Annotated in this window: 16 protein-coding genes; 10 read left to right on the forward strand and 6 right to left on the reverse strand. The window is 69.0% G+C overall.

The window, feature by feature from the left end:
- Positions 1–316: 316 nt before the first annotated feature.
- The 5 genes from LDO27_RS07665 to LDO27_RS07685 all read left to right on the forward strand — a co-directional run bounded on the left by LDO27_RS07665 (position 317) and on the right by LDO27_RS07685 (position 7,224).
- Positions 317–1,249: an alpha/beta fold hydrolase gene (locus LDO27_RS07665; RefSeq protein WP_224040906.1), complete on the forward strand. Its 933-nt coding sequence runs from the start codon at positions 317–319 to the stop codon at positions 1,247–1,249.
- The gene (locus tag LDO27_RS07670; RefSeq protein WP_224040908.1) at positions 1,246–1,944 is read left to right on the forward strand and encodes an alpha/beta hydrolase; all 699 of its coding nucleotides are present in this window, start codon (positions 1,246–1,248) and stop codon (positions 1,942–1,944) included. The genes LDO27_RS07665 and LDO27_RS07670 overlap by 4 nt, the downstream gene beginning before the upstream one ends.
- Entirely contained in the window at positions 1,941–3,266 is a 1,326-nt protein-coding gene (locus LDO27_RS07675) for an MFS transporter (protein ID WP_224040910.1), read from the forward strand. The genes LDO27_RS07670 and LDO27_RS07675 overlap by 4 nt, the downstream gene beginning before the upstream one ends.
- A gap of 66 nt (positions 3,267–3,332) precedes the next feature.
- Complete coding sequence (locus tag LDO27_RS07680; RefSeq protein WP_224040912.1) at positions 3,333–5,096, forward strand: long-chain-fatty-acid--CoA ligase; 1,764 nt, start codon at positions 3,333–3,335, stop codon at positions 5,094–5,096.
- A 46-nt stretch (positions 5,097–5,142) separates the two neighbouring features.
- Positions 5,143–7,224 (forward strand): 3-hydroxyacyl-CoA dehydrogenase NAD-binding domain-containing protein, encoded by a 2,082-nt coding sequence (locus LDO27_RS07685; RefSeq protein WP_224040913.1) that lies wholly within the window; start codon positions 5,143–5,145, stop codon positions 7,222–7,224.
- Between the two features lie 21 nt (positions 7,225–7,245).
- Here the strand turns inward: LDO27_RS07685 and ctaD are convergent, their stop codons facing one another.
- Positions 7,246–8,871, reverse strand: a complete 1,626-nt coding sequence (ctaD, locus tag LDO27_RS07690) for a cytochrome c oxidase subunit I (protein ID WP_224040915.1) — start codon at positions 8,869–8,871, stop codon at positions 7,246–7,248.
- 192 nt (positions 8,872–9,063) lie between these two features.
- On the opposite strand from ctaD, the gene LDO27_RS07695 reads away from it, so the two are divergent.
- Complete coding sequence (locus tag LDO27_RS07695; protein ID WP_224040917.1) at positions 9,064–9,525, forward strand: DUF2244 domain-containing protein; 462 nt, start codon at positions 9,064–9,066, stop codon at positions 9,523–9,525.
- A gap of 103 nt (positions 9,526–9,628) precedes the next feature.
- Here LDO27_RS07695 and LDO27_RS07700 read toward each other — a convergent pair whose 3' ends face one another.
- Positions 9,629–10,927, reverse strand: coding sequence for an MATE family efflux transporter (locus LDO27_RS07700; protein ID WP_222202220.1), 1,299 nt, complete (start codon positions 10,925–10,927; stop codon positions 9,629–9,631).
- Between the two features lie 215 nt (positions 10,928–11,142).
- The gene (locus tag LDO27_RS07705; protein WP_224040920.1) at positions 11,143–11,721 is read right to left on the reverse strand and encodes a DUF2239 family protein; all 579 of its coding nucleotides are present in this window, start codon (positions 11,719–11,721) and stop codon (positions 11,143–11,145) included.
- A gap of 167 nt (positions 11,722–11,888) precedes the next feature.
- Here LDO27_RS07705 and LDO27_RS07710 point away from each other — a divergent pair, with 167 nt between their 5' ends.
- Positions 11,889–12,884, forward strand: coding sequence for a Bug family tripartite tricarboxylate transporter substrate binding protein (locus tag LDO27_RS07710; protein ID WP_377747779.1), 996 nt, complete (start codon positions 11,889–11,891; stop codon positions 12,882–12,884).
- 68 nt (positions 12,885–12,952) lie between these two features.
- Here LDO27_RS07710 and LDO27_RS07715 read toward each other — a convergent pair whose 3' ends face one another.
- Positions 12,953–14,302: a dicarboxylate/amino acid:cation symporter gene (locus tag LDO27_RS07715; RefSeq protein ID WP_222200934.1), complete on the reverse strand. Its 1,350-nt coding sequence runs from the start codon at positions 14,300–14,302 to the stop codon at positions 12,953–12,955.
- A 276-nt stretch (positions 14,303–14,578) separates the two neighbouring features.
- Between LDO27_RS07715 and LDO27_RS07720 the strand changes: the two genes are divergently transcribed.
- From LDO27_RS07720 to LDO27_RS07730, 3 genes are all read left to right on the forward strand, one after another.
- Positions 14,579–16,465 (forward strand): sensor histidine kinase, encoded by a 1,887-nt coding sequence (locus tag LDO27_RS07720; RefSeq protein WP_224040922.1) that lies wholly within the window; start codon positions 14,579–14,581, stop codon positions 16,463–16,465.
- Positions 16,462–17,877, forward strand: a complete 1,416-nt coding sequence (locus tag LDO27_RS07725; RefSeq protein ID WP_224040924.1) for a sigma-54-dependent transcriptional regulator — start codon at positions 16,462–16,464, stop codon at positions 17,875–17,877. Before LDO27_RS07720 ends, LDO27_RS07725 begins: the two co-directional genes overlap by 4 nt.
- Before the next feature lie 163 nt (positions 17,878–18,040).
- Positions 18,041–18,922, forward strand: a complete 882-nt coding sequence (locus LDO27_RS07730; protein WP_224040926.1) for an NlpC/P60 family protein — start codon at positions 18,041–18,043, stop codon at positions 18,920–18,922.
- A 15-nt stretch (positions 18,923–18,937) separates the two neighbouring features.
- On the opposite strand, the gene LDO27_RS07735 is transcribed toward LDO27_RS07730, so the two are convergent.
- Positions 18,938–19,762 carry a class I SAM-dependent methyltransferase gene (locus tag LDO27_RS07735; protein WP_222200938.1) on the reverse strand — a complete coding sequence of 275 codons (825 nt, stop codon included), beginning with the start codon at positions 19,760–19,762 and terminating at the stop codon, positions 18,938–18,940.
- The gene (locus LDO27_RS07740) at positions 19,746–21,158 is read right to left on the reverse strand and encodes an APC family permease (RefSeq protein ID WP_224040928.1); all 1,413 of its coding nucleotides are present in this window, start codon (positions 21,156–21,158) and stop codon (positions 19,746–19,748) included. The genes LDO27_RS07735 and LDO27_RS07740 overlap by 17 nt, the downstream gene beginning before the upstream one ends.
- Between the last annotated feature and the right edge of the window lie 87 nt (positions 21,159–21,245).

Raw genomic sequence — 21,245 nt, forward strand, 5'->3', positions numbered from 1 at the left:
TTACCTAAAACGGGTCCGAAGAGATGCGGGAGGAGGATCGTGAGCAGCGTGGTGCGAAGCCCGCCGGCCTCGGCCGGCCAGTCCGATTCCAAATGCCGCGGTGCGGAAAGGCGCACGGAATGCCGCCAATAGCCGGCGTCGCACGCATCCGTGAAACGGTACCCGCAATCAGGGCTGGTAGAAGCCCAAGCCTGTGGTAGCATCGCGCTGAAAACATACCGTACTTACTAAAACGCCAATTCGTCGCACCCGGCCGCGTGGCCCGCGCCGGATGCCGCGGCGGACAAGGTACGGAAACGCTCAGGGAGACACTGCCGTGCCCGTCGCCATGCCCGTTGCCGACGACCTGCCCGTTGCCTATCCCGGCGCCCGCGCGCCGGACCGGCAGCGGTGGGTCGAGTCGAGCGGAGTCCGGCTCGCCGTCCACGAATGGGGCGACGAGGACGCGCGCCCCGTGCTGCTGGTGCACGGCGCGCTGGACTTCGCCCGTACGTTCGACGTGTTCGCGCCGCTGATCGCCGATGCCGGCTTCCGCGTGGTCTCCTACGATCACCGTGGCCATGGCGACTCCGAGCACAGCGATCTCTACAGCTGGCTGGCGGACGCGCGCGACATGCTGGCGGTGGCGGACTCGGTCACGCGGCAGCCGTGCATCGCCATCGGCCACAGCAAGGGCGGTTCGCTGCTGGTGCATGCCATCCAGGCGCTGCCGCATCGCTTTACGCACTTCGTGGCCATCGACGGCCTGCCGTTCCGCAGCCCCCACGCCGACAGCGCCGTGCGCGAGCGCAAGTCGATGACCGCGCCGATCATCACGCAATGGCTGGACACGCGCCGGGAAGGGGCGCAGCGCGAGCGGCGACCCGGCACGCTCGACGAGATTGCGCAGCGCCGCGCCCGGATGAATCCCCGCTTGAGCCACGAATGGCTGCGCTACATCGCCAGCCACGGCGCGCGCCGCGATGCCGACGGCTGGCGCTGGAAGCTGGACCCGGTGATCGGCGTGTTCGGCTTCGGCCCCATGCGGGCCCGCGCGATGACGGACCGGCTGCCGGGCTTCCCGATCCCGATGCTCGCGCTGTTCGGCTCGGAGAAGGAACCGATGGGCTGGGACGCCACCGCCGAGGACCTGATGCCGTACTTCGCCGCCAGTACCGAGGTAACCGTGATGCAAGACGTCGGCCATTTCGTCCATATCGAGCGGCCGCACGACACCGCCGACCGCATCCTTCGCTTTCTGTGCCGATGACCGTCTATCTGCGCCACCACCGGCTGCGGCTCGCGCTGCATGCCCTGAGGACCGCCCCGGGCCCGACGTTGCTGTTGCTGCATGGCCTGGGCGAGCGGTCGCCGGCGACCCTGCCGCGCGAGTACGCGGCATGGCCGGGGTCCGTGCACGCGCTGGATTTCACCGGCCATGGCGGCTCGGACATTCCGCGCGGGGGCGGCTACAGCTGCGAGTTCCTGATGGCGGACGCCGATATCGCGCTGGCCCACCTCGGCCCCTGCACGGTGGCCGGCAGAGGGCTGGGCGGCTATGTCGCGCTGATGCTGGCCGGTGCCCGGCCCGCCGACGTGCGGGGCGCCATCGTCTGCGACGGTCCCGGGCTTGCCGGAGGCGGCACGGCCGTGCGCAGTCCCTACATTCCTTGCGTGGACACCACGCAGCCGGCGCCCCCCGATCCCTTCGCGATCGCCGAACTGGCCAACGACGTGCGGCCACCCAGCTACGCGGCAAACTTCGCCATGCTGGCGTCGCAGCATTCCGAGCTTGCCGCGCCGCTGTCGATCTGCGCGCGCGAGCGGCCGGAATGGCTGGCCGCCGTCATGGAGCTGCTGTCGCTGGCGCCGGTGGAACTGGGCCACGCATTGCGCGAGTACGCCGCGCCGGGCGCCGCGGCCGATCCGGCCGATGGCGACGCCGCAAGCGGACGGGCGGCATGACGACCGCCGAGCTGCCGGCCGACGAACAGGCGGAGCGGTGCTATCGCCGCCATGTCGACCTGCACCTGGCGCGGAATGCGAAGGCTTACCTGGTGCACGGCATGCTGGGCATGACGGGCTTCCGGCTGGTTACCGCGCCGACGTTCGTGCCGGCCTATCTGTACCTGCTGTCCGGCTCCAAGCTGATGGTGGGGCTGGTGCTCTCGGCACAGTACGCCGGCATGGCGGCGTCGTCGATCTGGGGCGCCACGCTGATCGAGCATCGTCCGCGCGTGATGCCGCTGATCTATGTGGTCGGCTGGCTGGTGCGCGCGCAGATCCTCGGGCTCGCGCTGTCGGCGCTGTGGCTCACCGGGCAGTCCGCGCTCGCCGCGGCGGCCGCCTTCCTGCTGCTGTTCGGCCTGCTCAACGGCGTGCAGAACGTCAGCTTCAACTACCTGACCTCCAAGATCATCCCGCTGTCGCGGCGCGGCCGGCTGGTGGCGCTGCGCAATTTCTGCGGCGGGCTGACCGCCGCGGGCGTGGCGTGGCTGGGCGGCCGCTACCTCGTCGGCCACGACGTGTTCGGCAACGGCTATGCCGCGACGTTCTTCGCGGCGTTCGTGCTGACCAGCATTGGCATCTCCGCGCTGAGCGCGATGCGCGAGCCGACGCTGCACGACGTGCGCACGCCCAGCGGCTTTCTGCGCCGGCTGTGCGAGGTGCCCGGGCTGCTGCGCGCCGATGCCGACTTCGTCCGCTTCTTCATCGCCCGCGCGCTGGTGGCGTTCGGCATGATGGCCATGCCCTTCTATGCCATCTACGCGGGCACGCATGTGCGCCTGTCCGGCGCGACGCTGGGCTACCTGAGCCTGGCCTATCTGCTGGCGCAGACCTCCAGCAGCCTCGCGTGGGGCCGCATCGCCGACCGCCACGGCTATCGGCGGGTGTTTCTCGCCAGCATCGCGCTGTGGATCGCGGCCACCGTGCTGCTGCTGGCGGGGACCGCGCTGCCGGGCTTCGTGCTGGCCTTCTGCGGGCTAGGCGCGGCCTTCGGCGGCTTCTTCGTGTCCGCGGACAACCTGGTGATGGAGTTCGGCACGCGCAGGGACAGGCCCATGCTGCTTGCTGTGTCCGACACCGCGACCTACACCATGATGGCCATCGGCCCCATCTGCGGCGGGCTGCTGGCGCAGGGCGTGCGCTTCTGGCTGGTGTTCGCGATCGCCATCGCGGTCAAGTGCGCGGCCTTCGCGCTGGCGCTGCGCATCGTCGATCCGCGCCAGCGCCGCGCGCAGCAGGAGCCTGTATTGCCTGCAATGCCGGGGGCGCCGGGCGACTGAAGCGCGGCGCCGCCAACGACAAGGATCACGCCGGAATCCACCGGCGGACCAGCATCAGGAGACAAGATGGAAGCGAGGACATACCCCGAGTTCAGCACCCACTATCCGCTGTTGCTGACCTCGATCATGAAGCGGCCCGTGCGGATGTATCCGGACCAGATCGGCGTGGTGTACCGCAACCACGTCAGCGGCGACTATTTCCGCTTCACCTGGATGCAGTGGTACCGGCGCGTATGCCAGCTCGCCGGCGCGCTGACCGGCAAGCTGGGCGTGGCGCCGGGCGCGCCGGGCGAGCCGGGCGACCGCATCGCCACGATGGCGCTGAACACGCACCGCCACCTGGAGCTGTATTACGGCGTGCCGGGCATCGGCGCGACGCTGCATCCGGTCAACGTGCGGCTCTCGCCCGAGCACATCGTCTACACGATCCGGCATGCCCGCGACCGCGTCCTGTTCTTCGACGACACGCTGCTGCCGCTGGTGGAAGGCATCTACGACCATATCAAGGACGTGGTCGAGGTCTTCGTTCATATGTCGGACAAGCCGGGTCTGCCTCACACCAAGATCGCCAACCTGGTCGACTACGAGAGCCTGATCGCGGGCCAGCCCGATCACTACGACTGGCCCGCGCTGCACGAGGACGTCAATGCGACCCTGTGCTACACCACCGGCACCACCGGGCAGCCCAAGGGCGCGACCTTCACGCATCGCCAGCTCTATCTGATGACCGTGCACATGATGGCCCAGCTGGCGATCGCCAATACGCCGACGGTGGACATTGCCGACGGCCTGGGCACGCGGCTGGGCGAAAACGCGGTGCCGCTGCTGAACACGCCGATGTTCCATATCCACGCCTGGGGCGCGCCCTTCGTCGCGGTGTACAGCGCGAACAAGATCGTGCTGCATGGCACGTTCACCGTGCAGGGCTTCTGCGAGCTGGTGGAGCGCGAGCGCGTGACGTCGGTGGGCATCGTCGCGACCATCGCGGCGATGCTGCTCGATTACCCCGACCTGTCGAAATACGACCTGAGCAGCCTGGTGCGCGTCAATGTGGGCGGCGGCGCGCTGCCGCTTGGGTTGAAGAAGAAGCTCGAGGCGCTGATTCCGTCGTTCCGCATGAGCTCGGGCTACGGCATGACCGAGACCGCGCCGACCATCGTCAGCTCGTTCATCAAGAAGGATCTGGTCGACCTGGACCGCGAGCAGACCGATGCCATCCTGGTGAAGTCGGGGCTGCCCATTCTCGGCGTGGAGGTCGAGGTGGTGGACGAGAGCGGCAAGCCCGTGCCGCACGACGACCACAGCGTTGGCGAGATCGTGGTGCGCGCGCCATGGACCACCGAGCGGTATTTCCGCGACCCGGACAAGAGCGCCGAATTGTGGCGCGACGGCTGGCTGCATACCGGCGATATCGCCAAGGTCGATGCGCACGGCTATATCACCATCGCCGACCGCATCAAGGACGTGATCCGCAGCGGCGCGGAGATGGTGCCGACGGTGCTGCTGGAGAACCTGATCGCGCTGGCCGACTTCGTCCACGAAGCCGTGGTGGTGGGCGTGCCCGACCCGGTATGGGGCGAGAAGCCCATGGCGCTGGTGACGATGCGGCCCGGCGCCGATGCCGACGAGCGGGCGGTGATCGAGTTCCTCAAGGCCAACGGCGTCGACAAGGGCCGCATCACGCGCTGGATGCTGCCCAAGCTGGTGGCGATCACCAGCGAGATTCCCAAGACCAGCGTCGGCAAGTACAACAAGAAGCAGATCCGGGACAACCTCGACCGCTTCCTCGCCATCGCCCGCGACGTCTCGCAGTGGCACGGCAACGCCTGATTTCCCCATCTTTCCATTTGATCGCCCGAACGAGGAGATACCCAGAATGACCACCATCAACGCCGTCACCGACCTCGCGGTCGATGCCGAGATCGCCGTCGTCACCATCGATTCGCCGCCGGTCAATGCGCTGTCCGCCGCCGTGCGCACGGGCATTCGCGATGGCGCGCAGCGCGCGCTGGACGATGACGCAGTCAAGGCCATCGTCCTGATCTGCGCCGGCAAGACGTTTGTCGCGGGCGCCGATATCACCGAGTTCGGCAAGCCGCCGAGCGGGCCGTCGCTGGCCGAGGTGCAGGCGCTGATCGAAAACGCCCCGAAGCCGGTGGTGGCGGCCATCCATGGCACGGCGCTCGGCGGCGGGCTGGAGCTGGCGCTGGTGTGCCATTACCGCGTAGCGTCGCGCTCGGCGAAGTGCGGCCTGCCGGAAGTCAATCTTGGCCTGCTGCCGGGCGCCGGCGGCACCCAGCGCCTGCCGCGCATCGTCGGGCCGCAGAAGGCGCTCGAGATGGTGACCTCGGGTGCGCATGTCCCCGCGCCCGAAGCGGCGGAGATGGGGCTCGTCGACCTGCTGACGGACGATGCCTCGCTGCGCGCCGATGCGGTGGCTTTCGCGCGCCAGGTGGTGGCGCAGAAGCGTCCGCTGCGCAAGGTGCGCGACCTGGACGACAAAGTCGCGGCGGCGCGCGGCAAGCCGGAACTGTTCGCCGACTTCCGCAAGGCCAACGCGCGCCGCTTCCGCGGCTTCGATGCGCCGGAGTACAACATCCGCTGCATCGAGGCGGCGGTGGAACTGCCGTTCGACGAAGGGCTCAAGCGCGAGCGCGAACTGTTCGTCGAACTGCTGGGCGGCACGCAGTCGGCGGCGCAGCGCCATTACTTCTTTGCCTCGCGGCAGGTGTGGAACGTGCCCGATGTTGGCGCCGATACGCCGACGATTCCGGTGCGGCGCGTGGGCATCGTCGGCGCGGGCACCATGGGCGGCGGCATCGCCATGAATTTCCTGAACGCCGGCTATCCGGTGACCATCGTGGAGACGACCCAGCAGGCGCTGGACCGCGGGCTGAAGACGATCCGCGCCAACTACGACAACACGGCGAAGAAGGGCCGCATCAGCGCCGCGGACGTCGAGGCGCGCATGGCGCTGCTGACGCCGACGCTGGAACTGGAGGCGCTGGCCGACGCGGACCTGATCATCGAGGCGGTGTTCGAGAACATGGAGGTCAAGCAGGAACTGTTCGGCCGGCTGGACCGGATCGCGAAGCCCGATGCCATCCTCGCCACCAATACCTCGGCGCTGGACGTCAACGCGATCGCCGCGTCCACCGCGCGGCCGGAATCGGTCATCGGCCTGCATTTCTTCTCGCCGGCCAACGTGATGAAGCTGCTCGAGGTCGTGCGCGGCGACAAGACCGCCAAACCCGTGATCCGCACGTCGATGGAACTGGCGCGCAGGATCGGCAAGATCGCGGCGCTGGTGGGCGTGTGCCCCGGCTTCGTCGGCAACCGCATGCTGGCGCAGCGGCAGCGCGAGGCGCAGAAGCTCGTGCTGGAAGGCGCCTTGCCGTGGGACGTGGACCGCGTGCTGTACGACTTCGGCTTTCCGATGGGGCCGTTCGCGATGAGCGACCTTGCCGGGCTGGACCTGGGCTGGAGCCGCGACAGGTCCAGCGGCTCGACGCTGCGCGAGATCCTGTGCGAAATGGACCGGCGCGGGCAGAAGACCGGCGCGGGTTACTACGACTACGACGAGCGGCGCAACGCGCGGCCGTCGCCCGTGGTGGAGCAGATCATCCGCGACTTTGCGGCGAAGCAGGGCCGGACCAGCCGCGTAGTCTCGGAGCAGGAAATCCTCGAGCGCTGCATCTATCCGATGATCAACGAGGGCGCGAAGATCCTGGAGGAGGGCAAGGCCATCCGCCCGTCCGATATCGACGTGATCTGGGTCAACGGCTACGGCTGGCCGGTGTACCGCGGCGGTCCGATGTTCCATGCCGATACCATCGGGCTCGACAAGGTGCTGGAGACGATGCGGCGCTACGAGCAGACCCACGGCGCCGACTTCAGGCCCGCCAGGCTGCTCGAGACGCTGGTGGCCGAAGGGCGCAAGTTCGCCGATCTCAAGTAGCGCGCCGTGCGCGGGGCCGCCTCAGCGGATGCTGGGCGGCGTCTCGAAGGTGTGGAACGGCGCCGGCGACGGCACCGTCCATTCCAGGCCCTGCGCCCCCTCCCACGGCGAGTTGGTGGCCGGCTCGCCGGTGCGGATGCACTTGATCACGACATACAGGAACAGCAGCTGGGCGATGCCGAACACGAAGGCGCCCACCGTCGACAGCGCGTGGAAGTCGGTGAACTGCGGCGCGTAGTCTGCGTAGCGCCGCGGCATGCCGGCCAGGCCCAGGAAGTGCATCGGGAAGAAGGCCACGTTGAAGGAGATCATCGAGAGCCAGAAGTGCCACTGGCCCAGCCGCTCGTCGTAGCGGTGGCCGGTCCACTTGGGCAGCCAGAAATACACCGCGGCGAACAGCGCGAACAGCGAGCCCGCCACCAGCACGTAATGGAAATGCGCCACCACATAGTAGGTGTCGTGGACCTGGATATCGATCGGCGTGACCGAGAGGATCAGGCCGGTGAAGCCGCCGATGGTGAAGACGAAGATGAAGCCGATGGCGAACAGCATCGGCGTCTCGAAGGTCAGCATGCCGCGCCACATGGTGGCGATCCAGTTGAAAATCTTCACCGCGGTGGGTACCGAGATGAGCATCGTCGCGTACATGAAAAACAGCTGGCCGACCACCGGCATGCCCGTGGTGAACATATGGTGGGCCCACACGATCGAGGACAGCGCCGCGATCGCCCCGGTGGCATAGACCATGGACGAGTAGCCGAACAGCGGCTTGCGCGAAAACGCCGGCACCACGTGCGAGATGATGCCGAACGCGGGCAGGATCATGATGTAGACCTCCGGGTGGCCGAAGAACCAGAAGATGTGCTGGAACATCACGGGGTCGCCGCCGCCGGCCGCGTTGAAGAACGTCGTGCCGAAATGCCGGTCGGTGAGCACCATGGTGACCGCGCCGGCGAGCACCGGCATCACCTCGATCAGCAGGAAGGCCGTGATCAGCCACGTCCAGCAGAACATCGGCATCTTCATGATGGTCATGCCGGGCGCGCGCATGTTGAGGATGGTCACGATGATGTTGATCGCACCCATGATCGACGAGGCGCCCATCAGGTGCAGCGCGAAGATGGCCATGTCCATCCCCGGCCCCATCTGCACCGACAGCGGCGCGTACAGCGTCCAGCCCGCCGCGGTGGCGCCGCCGCCGACGAAGAACGAACCCATCAGCAGCAGGCCGGCCGGCGGCAGCAGCCAGAAGCTGAAGTTGTTCATGCGGGCGAAGGCCATGTCCGAGGCGCCGATCATCATCGGGATCTGCCAGTTCGCCAGGCCGACGAAGGCCGGCATGATGGCGCCGAACACCATGATCAGGCCGTGCATGGTGACGAGCTGGTTGTACAGCTCGGGCCGCATGAACTGCAGGCCCGGCTCGAAGAGCTCCAGCCGCAGCAGCAGGGCGAGGATGCCGCCGGCGATCAGCATCGTGAAACTGAACCAGAGGTACAGCGTGCCGATGTCCTTGTGGTTCGTCGCGAGCAGCCAGCGGCGCCATCCGACCGGAACGTGATGGTCGTCATGTCGGTGATCCGCGACGTGCCCGTGCGGCGTTGGAACGGCATGGACGGGATGGGCGATGGCGTGGGGTTGGTCCATGGTGCGCTCCTTGGCGACGCAAACGGCGGGGGCGGGCCGGAAGGGCCGGCAGGCGGCACGCCGTTGGGAGGCTCAGGAAGCAAGCGATATGCCGGACCCCGCCACACCGTGCGCGTTCGCATGGCATGAGGCTTGCGCCGGCACGTCCGACCTTGTGCCGCGCATCGGGAGGCCGCCATGTCGGAGTGGATGATGAGGAAGAACTGTTCGCTCACGCCAATGCAGACGGTGCATGCCTATCTCGGCGCGTGTGTGCTGGTGCTGTCGATCGGCATTGCGTTCACGGTGATCGGCCACTGGCTGGTGCTGGCGTTCTCGCTGGCCGAACTGCTGGTGCTGGGCGCGCTGGTCCTGGCGTATTGCCGGCATGCGCGCGACTTCGAGCGCATCACGGTGGCCCACGACGTGCTGCATGTCGAGGTGCGCTGCGGCACGGATACGTGGGAGCGCGATCTGATGGCCTCGGTGGTCCGCTTCGAACCGCACGTTCCCTCCAGGCTGGTGGTGATCCGCTACGGCAACGAGAGGCTGATGCTGGGGCGGCATTTGCCATGGCCCGCGCGCCGCGCGTTCTCCGACCAGTTGCGCCGCTCGTGCGGTGGTGGCGAGGTCGGCGCGGGGCTCGCCGACCGTGTCGCTTTTGCACCGGAGTAGCGGTAAAGATTGCGCGGCGGCGGCGCGAACGTCCGGCGGCACGGCGATCCTCCACCCCGCCGCCCGGCTCCTCTCCCGCTGGCGGGAGAGGAGAGAGGGACGGTCATACGAGGCGTGCGAAGACCTTTCTGCGCCAGACGAACTGGTAGTACGCGGACTGCAGCGCGAGCATGGCGACGAAGGTGACGGGATAGGCAATCCAGATGCCGTTGATGCCGATGCGCTGGCTCAGGAACCACGCCACCGGCACTTCGACGAAGGCGATGCAGGCGATCGAGATGGCGGTGGGCACGAGCACCGAGCCGCTGGAGCGCATGATGCCGGACAGCACCGAGGCCATGCCGAACACCACGATGCCGCCCAGCACGATGTGCAGCAGCGTCAGCGCCAGTTCGATGACCGGTTCGCTCGTGATGAAGAAACCCGCGAGGTTGCGCGCGAACAGGAAGCCCAGCAGCACGAGCGCGCCGGTCAGCGCGAGGTTCATCAGCAGGCCGGTGCGGGCGATGCCGGCCAGCTTGTCGCTGCGGCCCGCGCCAATGGCCTGCGCGCCGAGCACCGAGGCGGTGATCGCGATCGAGATGGCGGGGAACTGCACATACGACACCACCTGGTTGACCGCGCCGTAGGCGGCGGTGGCGTCCGAGCCGTAGCTGTTGACCATCGCCAGCAGGGCCACCTCGGCGACCGAGATCACGATCATCTGGATGCCGGTGGGCACGCCGATCCGGAGCACCACCTTCAGGATCTTCGGGTCGATGCGCATGGCGCGCCCGAACGCGGCGTCCGGCGCCAGCGGGCTGCGGCGTACGTTCAGGCGCCAGCCTAGCCAGAGGGTTGCGATCACCAGCGAGACGACGGAGGCGATGGCGCCGCTGGCCACGCCCATCGCGGGCAGGCCGCCCCAGCCCAGGATCAGCGCGGGCGTGAGCAGCAGGCCGATCACCGTGGAGATCGCCAGCGTGTACAGCGGGGTCACCGTGTCGCTCACGCCGCGCAGCATGGCGGTGGACAGCAGGAACACGAACAGACCCGGCATCGCGATCAGCATGATGCGCGCATAGGTGATGGCGTCGTCGAGGATATCGGGCGGCGTGCCGAGCGCGCGCAGCAGCGGCGCGGTGAAGGTGCCGCCCAGCACGGCGACCACCAGGCCCAGCGCCAGGCCGACGCTCAGCGTGGTGCCCGCCACGGCCTTGACCTTGGCGGTATCGCGCGCGCCCCAGGCCTGGCCGATCAGCACCGATGCGCCGGCGCCCAGGCCGATGGTGAAGGCGATGAAGAAGAACATCACCGGGAAGAAGCTGGAGACAGCGGCGAGAGCGCCCACGCCGATCATCTGGCCGACGTAGACGTTGTTCAGCGTGCCGGACAGCGACTGCATGATGTTGCCCAGCAGCATGGGGCCGAGGAACAGCAGGAACGTTCTCCACAGCGCCGCCTCGCCGGTATCGGTACGGGCGGCCGCGGCACTGGCGGCCGCATGGGCCGGGAGCGGTGCCACCGCGGGTGGCGTGGGGTCTGCCGTAGCCACCGGTGGCGCCAGCAGTTCGGCCGGCAACTGCGGATCGGCTGGATCGAGCACGTCGGCTCGCAGGTCGATTTCCTTCCGGGTTTTCATGCGGTATTCCATGCAGAGGCCGCAAGCCGTGCCAGATAGCTGCGCACGTCTTGCGGCCAGGGTTCGGTGAGCGTGGCAAAGCGCTCGCGGTCGTCGGCGAACAGCGCGCGGCTCGCCTCCTCGAAGCCCGGCAGGTCCCCGGCCATCTCGCTCATGACGCGGTACGCGGCCTCGCGGGCGTGACGGCGGGCCTCGACGGCCTCGGTCGCGTGGCGCGCCTCGTCGACGAGACGGCGCAGCGCCACGGACGCGCCGCCGCGCTGCTGCGCCAGCCATTCCCAGTGGCGCGGCAGCAGGGTGACCTCGCGGGCCACCACGCCGAGCTTCGGGCGCCCGACGCCGCGGGGCGGGCAGGCTGGAGGCGGTTCGTCTGCGATGTCGGGGCCGGCGGCGGCAGCGTCGGGGGCTTCCGGGCGCAGGTCCAGGTCCACGCGTTGGCCGGTAGCGTCGTCGAAGACGCGCACGAGGACGTCGTCGGGCGGCGGGGTGCGACGCAGTTCGGCGATGACGTGGGCGCGGGGGCCGTGGGCGATGCGGTGGAAGTCCGCGAAGGCGGTGAGGGTGAGCGAAGGCATGGGCGGTATATTACCCGGGTAATATTGGTGGTGGCAAGCGTTGCGCACCGGCGCTTCGTTTTGGCCGTAAGGGCGTCCCCGACACCGTCCAAACCGCCACCAACCCCGTCCAACGCGCCTCACTAGGCTAAGATGGCGCCCGCAGCCCAAAAAAAGGAGAACCCGCAGTGCAAGCAGTACCCGCAATCAAGAAGGTCTTGCTGGCGGGGGCCGCGCTGGCGTTTGCCACGCTGACCGCCCCAGTTCACGCCGAGACGGCGAATGCCTGGCCCACGAAGCCGATCCGGCTGGTGGTGCCATTCCCGCCGGGCGGCGGCACCGACATCCTGTCGCGGCTGGTCGCGAACCAGCTGTCGCAGACGACCAAATGGACCCTGGTCCCGGACAACCGCCCCGGCGCCGGCGGCACCATCGGGATTGCGGAGATCGTCCGGGCCGCGCCCACCGGCTACGACCTGGTGATGGGGCAGAAGGACAACCTCGTGGTGGCCCCGTGGCTGTACAAGTCGGTCAGCTACGAGCCCTCGCGGGACCTCGTCGCCGTGGCCCACGTCGCCTTCACGCCCGTGGTGATCGTCACCCCGACGAATTCGCGCTTCCGCAATCTCGCCGACCTGATCGCCGCCGCGCGCAAGGCGCCCGACACGATCACCTACGGCTCGCCGGGCAACGGCACCACCATCCATCTCGCGGCGGAAATCCTGAGCAAGGCGGCCAATATCAAGCTGCGCCACGTGCCCTACAAGGGCTCGAACGCCGCGATGATGGATGCGCTTGCCGGCAACGTCGACCTGATGGTGGCGTCGGTGCCTTCGGCGCTGGCCCAGATCAAGGCCGGCAAGCTGCGCGCGCTGGCGGTGACCTCCGCCGCGCGCAGCAGCTCGCTGCCGGACGTGCCCACGGCCGCGGAGTCGGGCTACAAGGAAGTGGACGTGAGCACGTGGTATGGCCTGTTCGCGCCGGCGAAGACGCCCAAGGAGGTCGTCACGCGCGTTAACACGGAGGTCAACAAGCTGTTGGCGACCCCCAGCGTGGTGAGCGCCATCCACGAGCAGGGCGCCGAACCCAAGGCCATGTCGCCGGAGCAGTTCGGCGCGCAGGTGCAGGCCGAATACCGCAAGTGGAAGGACATCGTCCACCAGTCGGGCGCCAGCGTCGAATAAGCGAAGCGACCCGTGCGCGCCACGGCGCGTACAAAAGAATCGGGGGCCGTTCAGGCCCCCGATGTCGTTTACGCCGGCTCCGCCTCGCGTACCGCGGGCTGGACCGCTGGCACCGGCTCCGGCTCGCCGGGCGTGCCGGACAGCGCGCGCTTCAGCTGCGCCTTGTCCAGCTCGCCTTCCCAGCGCGCCACCACGATGGCGGCCGTGGCATTGCCGACCAGATTGGTCAGCGCGCGGCATTCGGACATGAAGCGGTCCACGCCGAGGATCAGCGCCATGCCGGCCACCGGCACCGACGGCACCACCGCCAGCGTGGCGGCCAGCGTGATGAAGCCCGCGCCGGTCACGCCGGCTGCGCCCTTGGAACTGAGCATCGCCACCAGCAGCAGCAGGATCTGGTCGCCGAAGGACAGCGGGATGTCGCACGCCTGCGCGATGAACAGCGCCGCCATCGTCATGTAGATATTGGTGCCGTCCAGGTTGAACGAATAGCCGGTGGGCACCACCAGCCCGACCACGGACTTGGCGCAGCCGGCGCGCTCCATCTTCTGCATCAGCGTCGGCAGCGCCGCCTCCGAGGAGCTGGTGCCGAGCACCAGCAGCAACTCTTCCTTGATGTAGCGGATCAGCCGGACGATGGAGAAGCCGTTGTAGCGGGCCACCGCGCCGAGCACGATCAGCACGAACAGCAGCGAGGTCAGGTAGAACGTGCCGACCAGCATGGCGAGGTTGGCCACCGACTGGATGCCGTACTTGCCGATGGTAAAGGCCATCGCGCCGAACGCGCCGACCGGCGCCGCCTTCATCAGGATCGACACCAGCTTGAACACCGGCACGGTCACCGATTGCAGGAACTCCGTCACCGGCCGGCCGCGTTCGCCGACCAGCGCCAGCGCGATGCCGAACAGCACCGCGACGAACAGCACCTGCAGGATGTCGCCGTTGACGAAGGGGCTGAAGATGGTCGTCGGGATGACGTTCATCAGGAAGCCCGTGATGGTCGAATCGTGCGCCTTGCTCACGTAGCCGGAGACGGACTTGGAGTCCAGCGTGGCGGGATCGATATGCAGGCCGTGGCCCGGCTGCACCACGTTGCCCACCACCATGCCGACGGCCAGGGCGAGCGTCGAGAACGTCAGGAAATAGATCATGGCCTTGCCGGCGACGCGGCCGACCTTCTTCAGGTCGGTCATGCCCGCGATGCCGGTGGCGACGGTCAGGAAGATCACCGGGGCGATGATCATCTTGACCAGCTTGATGAAACCGTCGCCCAGGGGCTTCATGCTGGCGCCGATGTCGGGCCAGTAGTGGCCCAGCGCGATGCCCACCACGATGGCGAACAGCACCTGCACATAGAGAACGCGATAGAACGGAAGGCGCGCGACGGACGGCGCCGCCACGTGAGTGGTGTCGAGCATGTGGGTGTCCCCTGCCGTGGCCCGGCAAGCTCCGGTGAAGCTTGCGGTGCCGGTTATATGAAAAGGCAGGCCATATGGGATGGCCGGTGGCGCGATATCGCAATGGCTGTGCCAGAGCCACAGAACGCCGTAACCCGTTGATTCCAAAGGGACATCGTTGCGCCCGCCCGGCTGGTTCCCTGGTGGGTGGGCGGAAAATCGCCTATCATTCCGGCCTCTGTGTGGATTTCCGCACAACCGATGCGGCACACCGGCTCGCCCGGCCACGCCTTCTCCATGGATTCCGACTCCCGCTCCGACCCGCGTTCCGACTTCGCCGTCCCGGCGGTCCCCCCGTTGCCCACCGGGCGGCGCCTGCTCGCCGTGCTCGTCGCGGCGGGCCTGCTGCTGGCCCTCACGCTGGCGATCCTGTCCGGCGTCGGCCATCTGGCGGCCCGGCAGGCGTTCGACGAGGTGGCCGAACGGGCGCGGGTCGCCGCACAGTTCAACGTGGCCATGCTGCGCCGCGACCTCGACAAGCACCGCGCGCTGCCTTTCGTGCTGTCCCGCGATCCGGACCTCGCACGGGCGCTGGACGGCCCGGGGACGGTAGCCGCCGCGGCGCTGGGCCCCAAGCTGGAGGCGCTGGCCAGCGGCACGGGCGCCTCCGTGCTGTACGTGCTCGACGCCCAGGGCAGAGCCGTTGCGTCAAGCAACTGGCGCGCCCCGGACAGCTTCGTCGGTCAGGACTACCGCTTCCGGCCCTATTACCGCCTTGCCATGGAGGGCGGCACGGCCGAGCACTTCGCGCTCGGCACCATGAGCCGCCGGCCGGGCCTGTACCTGTCGCACCGCATCGACGATGCGGGCGGCCGGGCGCTCGGGGTGGTGGTGGTCAAGGTCGAATTCGACGGACTGGAGCGCGACTGGTCGGGACTGCCCGACGCCGTCTTCGTCGCCGACCGGGACGGCGTGGTGCTGCTGACCAGCGTGCCGGCGTGGCGCTTCTCCGCCATCGCCCCGGTCGACGAACCGACCGCGAGGCGCCTGCGCGACGGCTTGCAGTTCGGCGAGGCGGCCTTCGCACCGCTGCCGGTGCGGCCGGCGCTGGCGGCCGCACCGGACCCGGCGGGCCCGGTCAGCGCCGACACGCGCGTGCATCCGCGCAGCGAGCGCTTCGTGCCGGTGGCGCTCGCGGTGCCATCGACCACGTGGACCTTCCACCTGCTGGCGCCGCTCGCGCAGCAGGCGCGCGATACCGCCACGCGCATGCAGTCGCAGGCGCTGGTCGCGCTGCTGCTGGCCTACGGCGCGCTGGCGCTGACGTGGTACCGCTGGCGCCGGCGGCGCCGGCAGCAGGCCGGGCAGGCCGCCATCCGCGCGGAACTGGAGGCGCGCGTGCGCACGCGTACCGCGCAATTGCAGCGCACCAACGACCAGTTGCGGGCCGAGATGGCGGAGCGCCAGCAGGCGGAGGCGCGGCTGCACGCGGCGCAGGAGGAACTGCTGCAGGCGAGCCGGCTCAGTTTTCTCGGTCAGATCTCGGCCGGTGTGGCGCACGAGATCAACCAGCCGGTGGCCGCCATCCGGGGCTACGCCGACAATGCCGGTACCTGGCTCGAACGGGGCGGGGCGGAGGGCGTGCGCGCCAACCTGTCGCGCATCTGCGCGCTGACCGAGCGCATCGGCGCGATCACCGCCGAGCTGCGCGCCTTTGCGCGCAAGGGCTCGGGCGCCGTACTGCCGACCGCGGTGGACGAGGCCATCGACGGTGCCTTGCTGCTGCTCGGGCCGCGGCTGCGCAAGCAGGCGGTCGAGCTGTCCCGCAACGGCCCCGCCGGCGTGCGTGCCATGGCGGACCGCCTGCGGCTGGAGCAGGTGCTGATCAATCTGCTGCAGAACGCGCTGGACGCCATCGAGACGCAGGCGGCGCAGCGCATCGCAATCGACGTGCGGGCCGAAGCGGACCAGGTGCACATCGACATTGCCGACAACGGCCCGGGCATCGCGCCGGCCGTGGCGCAGCGCCTGTTTACGCCGTTCATCACCTCCAAGCCGGAAGGACTGGGCCTGGGGCTGGTGATCTCGCGCGATATCGTCGCCGACTTCGGCGGCGCCCTCGATACCCGACCGGGCCCCGATGGCGGCACGGTCTTCACCATCACCCTGCAGCCCGCCCCATGAACTCCGCAACCGACGCCCGGCCGCGCCGCGTGGCCCTGGTCGACGACGACGACGATGTCCGCGCCGCCGCGACCGAAAGCCTGGTGCTCGCCGGCTATCTGGTCGACGCGTATCCGAACGCGCAAGCCTTTCTGCAGGGCCTGCCCGATGGCTATCCCGATGTGCTGGTGACCGACATGCGCATGCCCGGGCTGGACGGCATGCAGTTGTTCGACCGCGTCCGCGAGCGCGATGCCGGCCTGCCGGTGATCTTCATCACCGGGCACGGCGAGATCGCGCAGGCGGTCGAAGCGATGCGCCGCGGCGCGTACGACTTCCTGGAAAAGCCGTATGCCGCCCACCGCCTGCTGACGGCGGTCGGGCATGCGTGGGAGAAGCGCCAGCTGGTGATGGAGAACCGGCGCCTGCAACAGGCGGCGAACCAGGCCGGCAGCATGGCGCCGCTGATCGGCATGACGCCGGCGATGGAGCAGCTGCGCCAGACCATCCGCCATATCGCCGACGCCGATGTCGATGTGCTGCTGATCGGCGAGACCGGCAGCGGCAAGGAGATGGCGGCCACGGCGCTGCACCAGTGGAGCCGCCGCGCGGCGGGGCCGATGGTCGCGCTCAATTGCGCCGCCTTGCCCGAGAGCGTGATCGACAGCGAGCTGTTCGGCCACGAGGCGGGGGCTTTTACGGGAGCGCAGCGCCGGCGCGTCGGCCGTATCGAGCATGCCAGCGGCGGCACGCTGTTCCTGGACGAGATCGAAGGCATGCCGCCGGCGGTGCAGCTCAAGCTGCTGCGCGTGCTGGAGACGCGCTCGGTGGATCCGCTGGGCACCAACGACATGCGGCCGGTGGACCTGCGCGTGGTCGCGGCCAGCAAGGTCGATCTGGGCGATCCCGCGCAACGCGGCGCCTTCCGCGAGGACCTGTACTACCGCCTGAACGTGGTGACCCTGCATCTGCCGCCCCTGCGCGAGCGCCGCGACGATATCCCGCTGCTGTTCGAGGTATTCACCGCGCGCGCCGCAGAGCGGTTCCGGCGCGAGGTGCCGCCGGTGAGCGCGGACGTGCGCCGCCACCTGATGGGGCACGCCTGGCCCGGCAATGTCCGCGAGCTGCTGCATTTCGCGGAGCGCTTCGTGCTCGGCGTGCATGCGCTGCCGGCCGCTCAGGCGGTGGCGGCGCCGGAGCCGGCGCCGTCCGGCACGCTGGCCGAGCGCATGGACCGCTACGAGGAGAGCGTATTGCGCAAGACGCTGGCCGAGCATGGCGGCAGCGTGCGCGACACGCTGCAGGCGCTGGGGCTCGCGCGCAAGACGTTCTACGACAAGCTGCATCGCCACGGCATCGACCGGCGCGCCTATGTGCGCGACAACGGCGGGCAGGCCGGCGTCGATGGGCACGCGGCCAACGGCGAAGGGTAAGACGGCTGCGGCGCGAACGCGCCGACGCCCCGGTCCGATCGCAAGGTCCGCGGCACGGGATTTTTGCCGGGCGGCTCTGGTGTCCTATCGTAGAGGATGGTGCAAAGGGCCCGGCGCGCGGATGCCGGCGATGCGGCGGATCGAGTCAGAGGAGGGCGGCGCCATGCCCACCATTTCCCGTCTGGACAACCCGGACAGAAGCGAGCTGGCGGACGACGACGGCCACTGGCTCGCGACCTTCACCGACGGCGCCTACACGGTCACGCTGGCCGGCGCCGAACGGACCTTCGCCGACGCGGGCGACGACACGCTGTTTGCCTCCGTGACGCACGGCGTCTGGGTGAGAACGCTGCCGCAGCCGTTCGACGGCAACGTGGACGAAGCCTGGCTCACCGACGCGCTGGCGGCCAACCAGACCGGCACGCCGGACGTGCTGGCCATCGCCATGCAGTACGTCCGGCACGCGCCCCTGCTCGCGCAGGAGTCGCTGGTGATCGCCGGGGCCGCGCGCTACGGCCCGCCCGGGCGCGACGACGACGACCATGTCCGCCCGCAGGAGGGCGCGGATTTCAACGACTACCTGGGCATTCCGTGGACCTATCCGGACGAGGTCGACAAGCCGGAGGCGGCCCAATTCCGCTGCCTCGACTGCTCGGGCTATATGCGGATGGTATGGGGCTACCGGCAGGGGCTGCCGCTGTGCCTCGCGCCGTTGCCGGATGGCAGCGCCATCCCTCGCCGCGCCACGCAGATGTGCGCGTCGGCCCCCGGCGTGATGGTCATCGCGAACGAGGGCGCCCAGGCGACCGAACTCGCGGCGTTGCGCGTGGGCGATCTGGTGTTCTTCGACGGCGACCAGCGCGACGGTCCGGCCATCGACCATGTCGGCATGTACCTTGGCCTGGACGATGCGGGCCACCATCGCTTTATTTCGAGCCGCAAGACGGCCGACGGCCCGACACAGGGCGACCTGGGCGGCAAGTCGATTCTCGACGGCACGACGGCGCACTACGCGAAGCGGTTCCGCGCGGCGCGCCGGCTCTGACGCCCGGCCGCGCCGCTAGCGGCTGACCAGCGTGGCGCTCCAGCGCTTGCCGCCCTCGGTGGTGCCCTCCATGGCCTTGCCGTTGACCTCGCCGGTGTAGTTCTCGTTGCCGGCGCTCAGCACGATCCGGGTGCCGTCCAGGCGTCCCGTCACCGGCACGGTCCTGCCTTCCTCACGCATCGTGCCCTGCACCTTCTGGTAGGTCTGCGTCAGCGCGAATTCCCTGTCGGCCAGCTTCCAGGTGCCGGCGACCTTGGCCGGCACGATCCACTTGTAGGCGGTGCAGTGGCCCGCGCAGTTGTCCGCGCCCTGCAGCGATTCGTCGGGCTCCCAGTCGCCCATGTCGAAGGTGTTGGACACCACGCGCGTGCCGGGCTTCATGTCGAGCAGCTTGGGGCGCAGGCGCAGGTTCAGGTCGGGCAGCAGGAACAGCGTTACCACGGTGGCGTTGGAAAAGTCGGACTGGAAGATGTCGGCCTTCTCGAAGGTGGCGCGGTTGGCCACGCCCTCCGCCTGCGCGAAGCGCTTGGACAGCGCCACCATGTCGGGATTGAACTCGATGCCGCGCGCCGTGGCGCCGCGCTTGGCCGCGGTGATCACCAGCCGGCCGTCGCCCGAACCCAGGTCGACGAGGCGGTCCTGCGGCGTGAGCTTGACCATGTCCAGCATGCGGTCGACCAGCGACTGCGACGTCGGCACCCACACCACGTCCTTGCCGGACTGGCCGACCGACGGGGTGTAGGTCGAGGTGGCCGTCGCCCCGGGCTGCGCCCACGCGCCGGTGCTCAGGGCAGCGGCCGCGATCGCCGCGCCGAGAAAGGTTCTACGCATGATCGTCATCGAACTTCTCCTGTATGGGTAGCAGGGTTCCCGGCAGGGCATCCTGGAGCGGCGCGTCGTCGCTCCTGCGCTGAAACAGCAGCACCGGCGCGCCGGCCGCCAGCACCGCCACGCCGATCCATGCCGCCGAGCCGGTGTACATCAGGCTGGCGTACAGCATGTAGAGGCAGGTCAGGCAGAAGATGATCGGCGTCACCGGGTACAGCGGCACGCGGAAGGGAAGCTGGCGGTGCGGATGGCGCCGGCGCAGCACGAACACGGAGAGGCCGACCAGCAGCAGGAAGCCCCAGAACACCGGGGCCGTGTAGTCGACCATTGCCTTGAAGCCATCGCGCGTGACCGCGCCCAGCCCGATCAGCGCGAGCGCGACCAGGCCCTGCGCGATCTGGCCGTTGGCGGGCGCCTTGCCGCGTCCGTCCCATACGCCGATCCATTGCATCACGGTCATGTCGCGCGCCATGGCGTAGAAGCCGCGCGCGCCGGTAAACATGGTGGCATTGAGTGTCGAGACCGCGGCGACCACGATGGCCACCGTGACCACGATCTCGCCCGTGGGCCCGGCCACCACGCGCATCATGTCCGCCGCCACCGCGCTGGACTGGCGCAGGCCGTCCAGCCCCAGCACCGACAGCAGCGCGACATTGGCCAGCGTGTACAGCACGACGAGGATGGCGGTGCCGATGGCCAGCACCTTCGCGATATTGCGCGGCGCATCGCGCAGCTCGCCGGTCAGGTACGCGGCCTCGTTCCAGCCGCCATAGGTCAGCAGCACGAAGATCATCGCCATGCCGAGCGCGGCGGATTCGGGTGGCGGCGCCACGGCGGCGCGTTCGCCGGTGCCGCCCGCGTCGCCCGCGCCGAACAGGCCGAACAGGCCGAACAGGATGATGGCCACCACCGCGGCCACCTCGATGAAGGTCACCAGCAATTGCAGGTTCTTGCCCGCGATGGTCCCGGCGACATTGACCGCCGTGAGCACGATGACGGAGAGCGCGGCGTAGATCGCCGGACCGTACGGCCCGATGGGCGCGAGCTGCGCCACGTAGTCGCCCAGCATGAACGCCACCCCGGCGATGGCACCGGTCTGGATCACCGTGCATCTGGCCCAGCCGAACATCATCGCGGCCGGCTTGCCATAGGCGCGCGAAAGAAAGTGATATTCGCCGCCCGCGTTGGGGTGGGCCGCCGACAGCTCCGCGTAGCACAGCGCGCCGATCAGCGTGACCACGCCGCCGAGCACCCACACGAGAACGAACATCGTCTCGGACCCCACGTTCGCCGCGACGATGGACGGCGTGCGGAAGATGCCGACGCCGAGCACCAGCCCGACCATGATCGTGATGGCATCGAACACCGACAGGATGCCTTGCGGTTCCGGTTGCTTGCGATCGGTCATCCGTATCCCTCGGGTTGGGGCGCGCCGCCGTGGCGCCGGCAAAGGCGCTGGGGCGGAACGGCGATGCGGGCGCTTGCCGCGGGCAGC

This window comes from Cupriavidus respiraculi (genome assembly GCF_914271545.1).
Taxonomy (GTDB): domain Bacteria; phylum Pseudomonadota; class Gammaproteobacteria; order Burkholderiales; family Burkholderiaceae; genus Cupriavidus; species Cupriavidus respiraculi.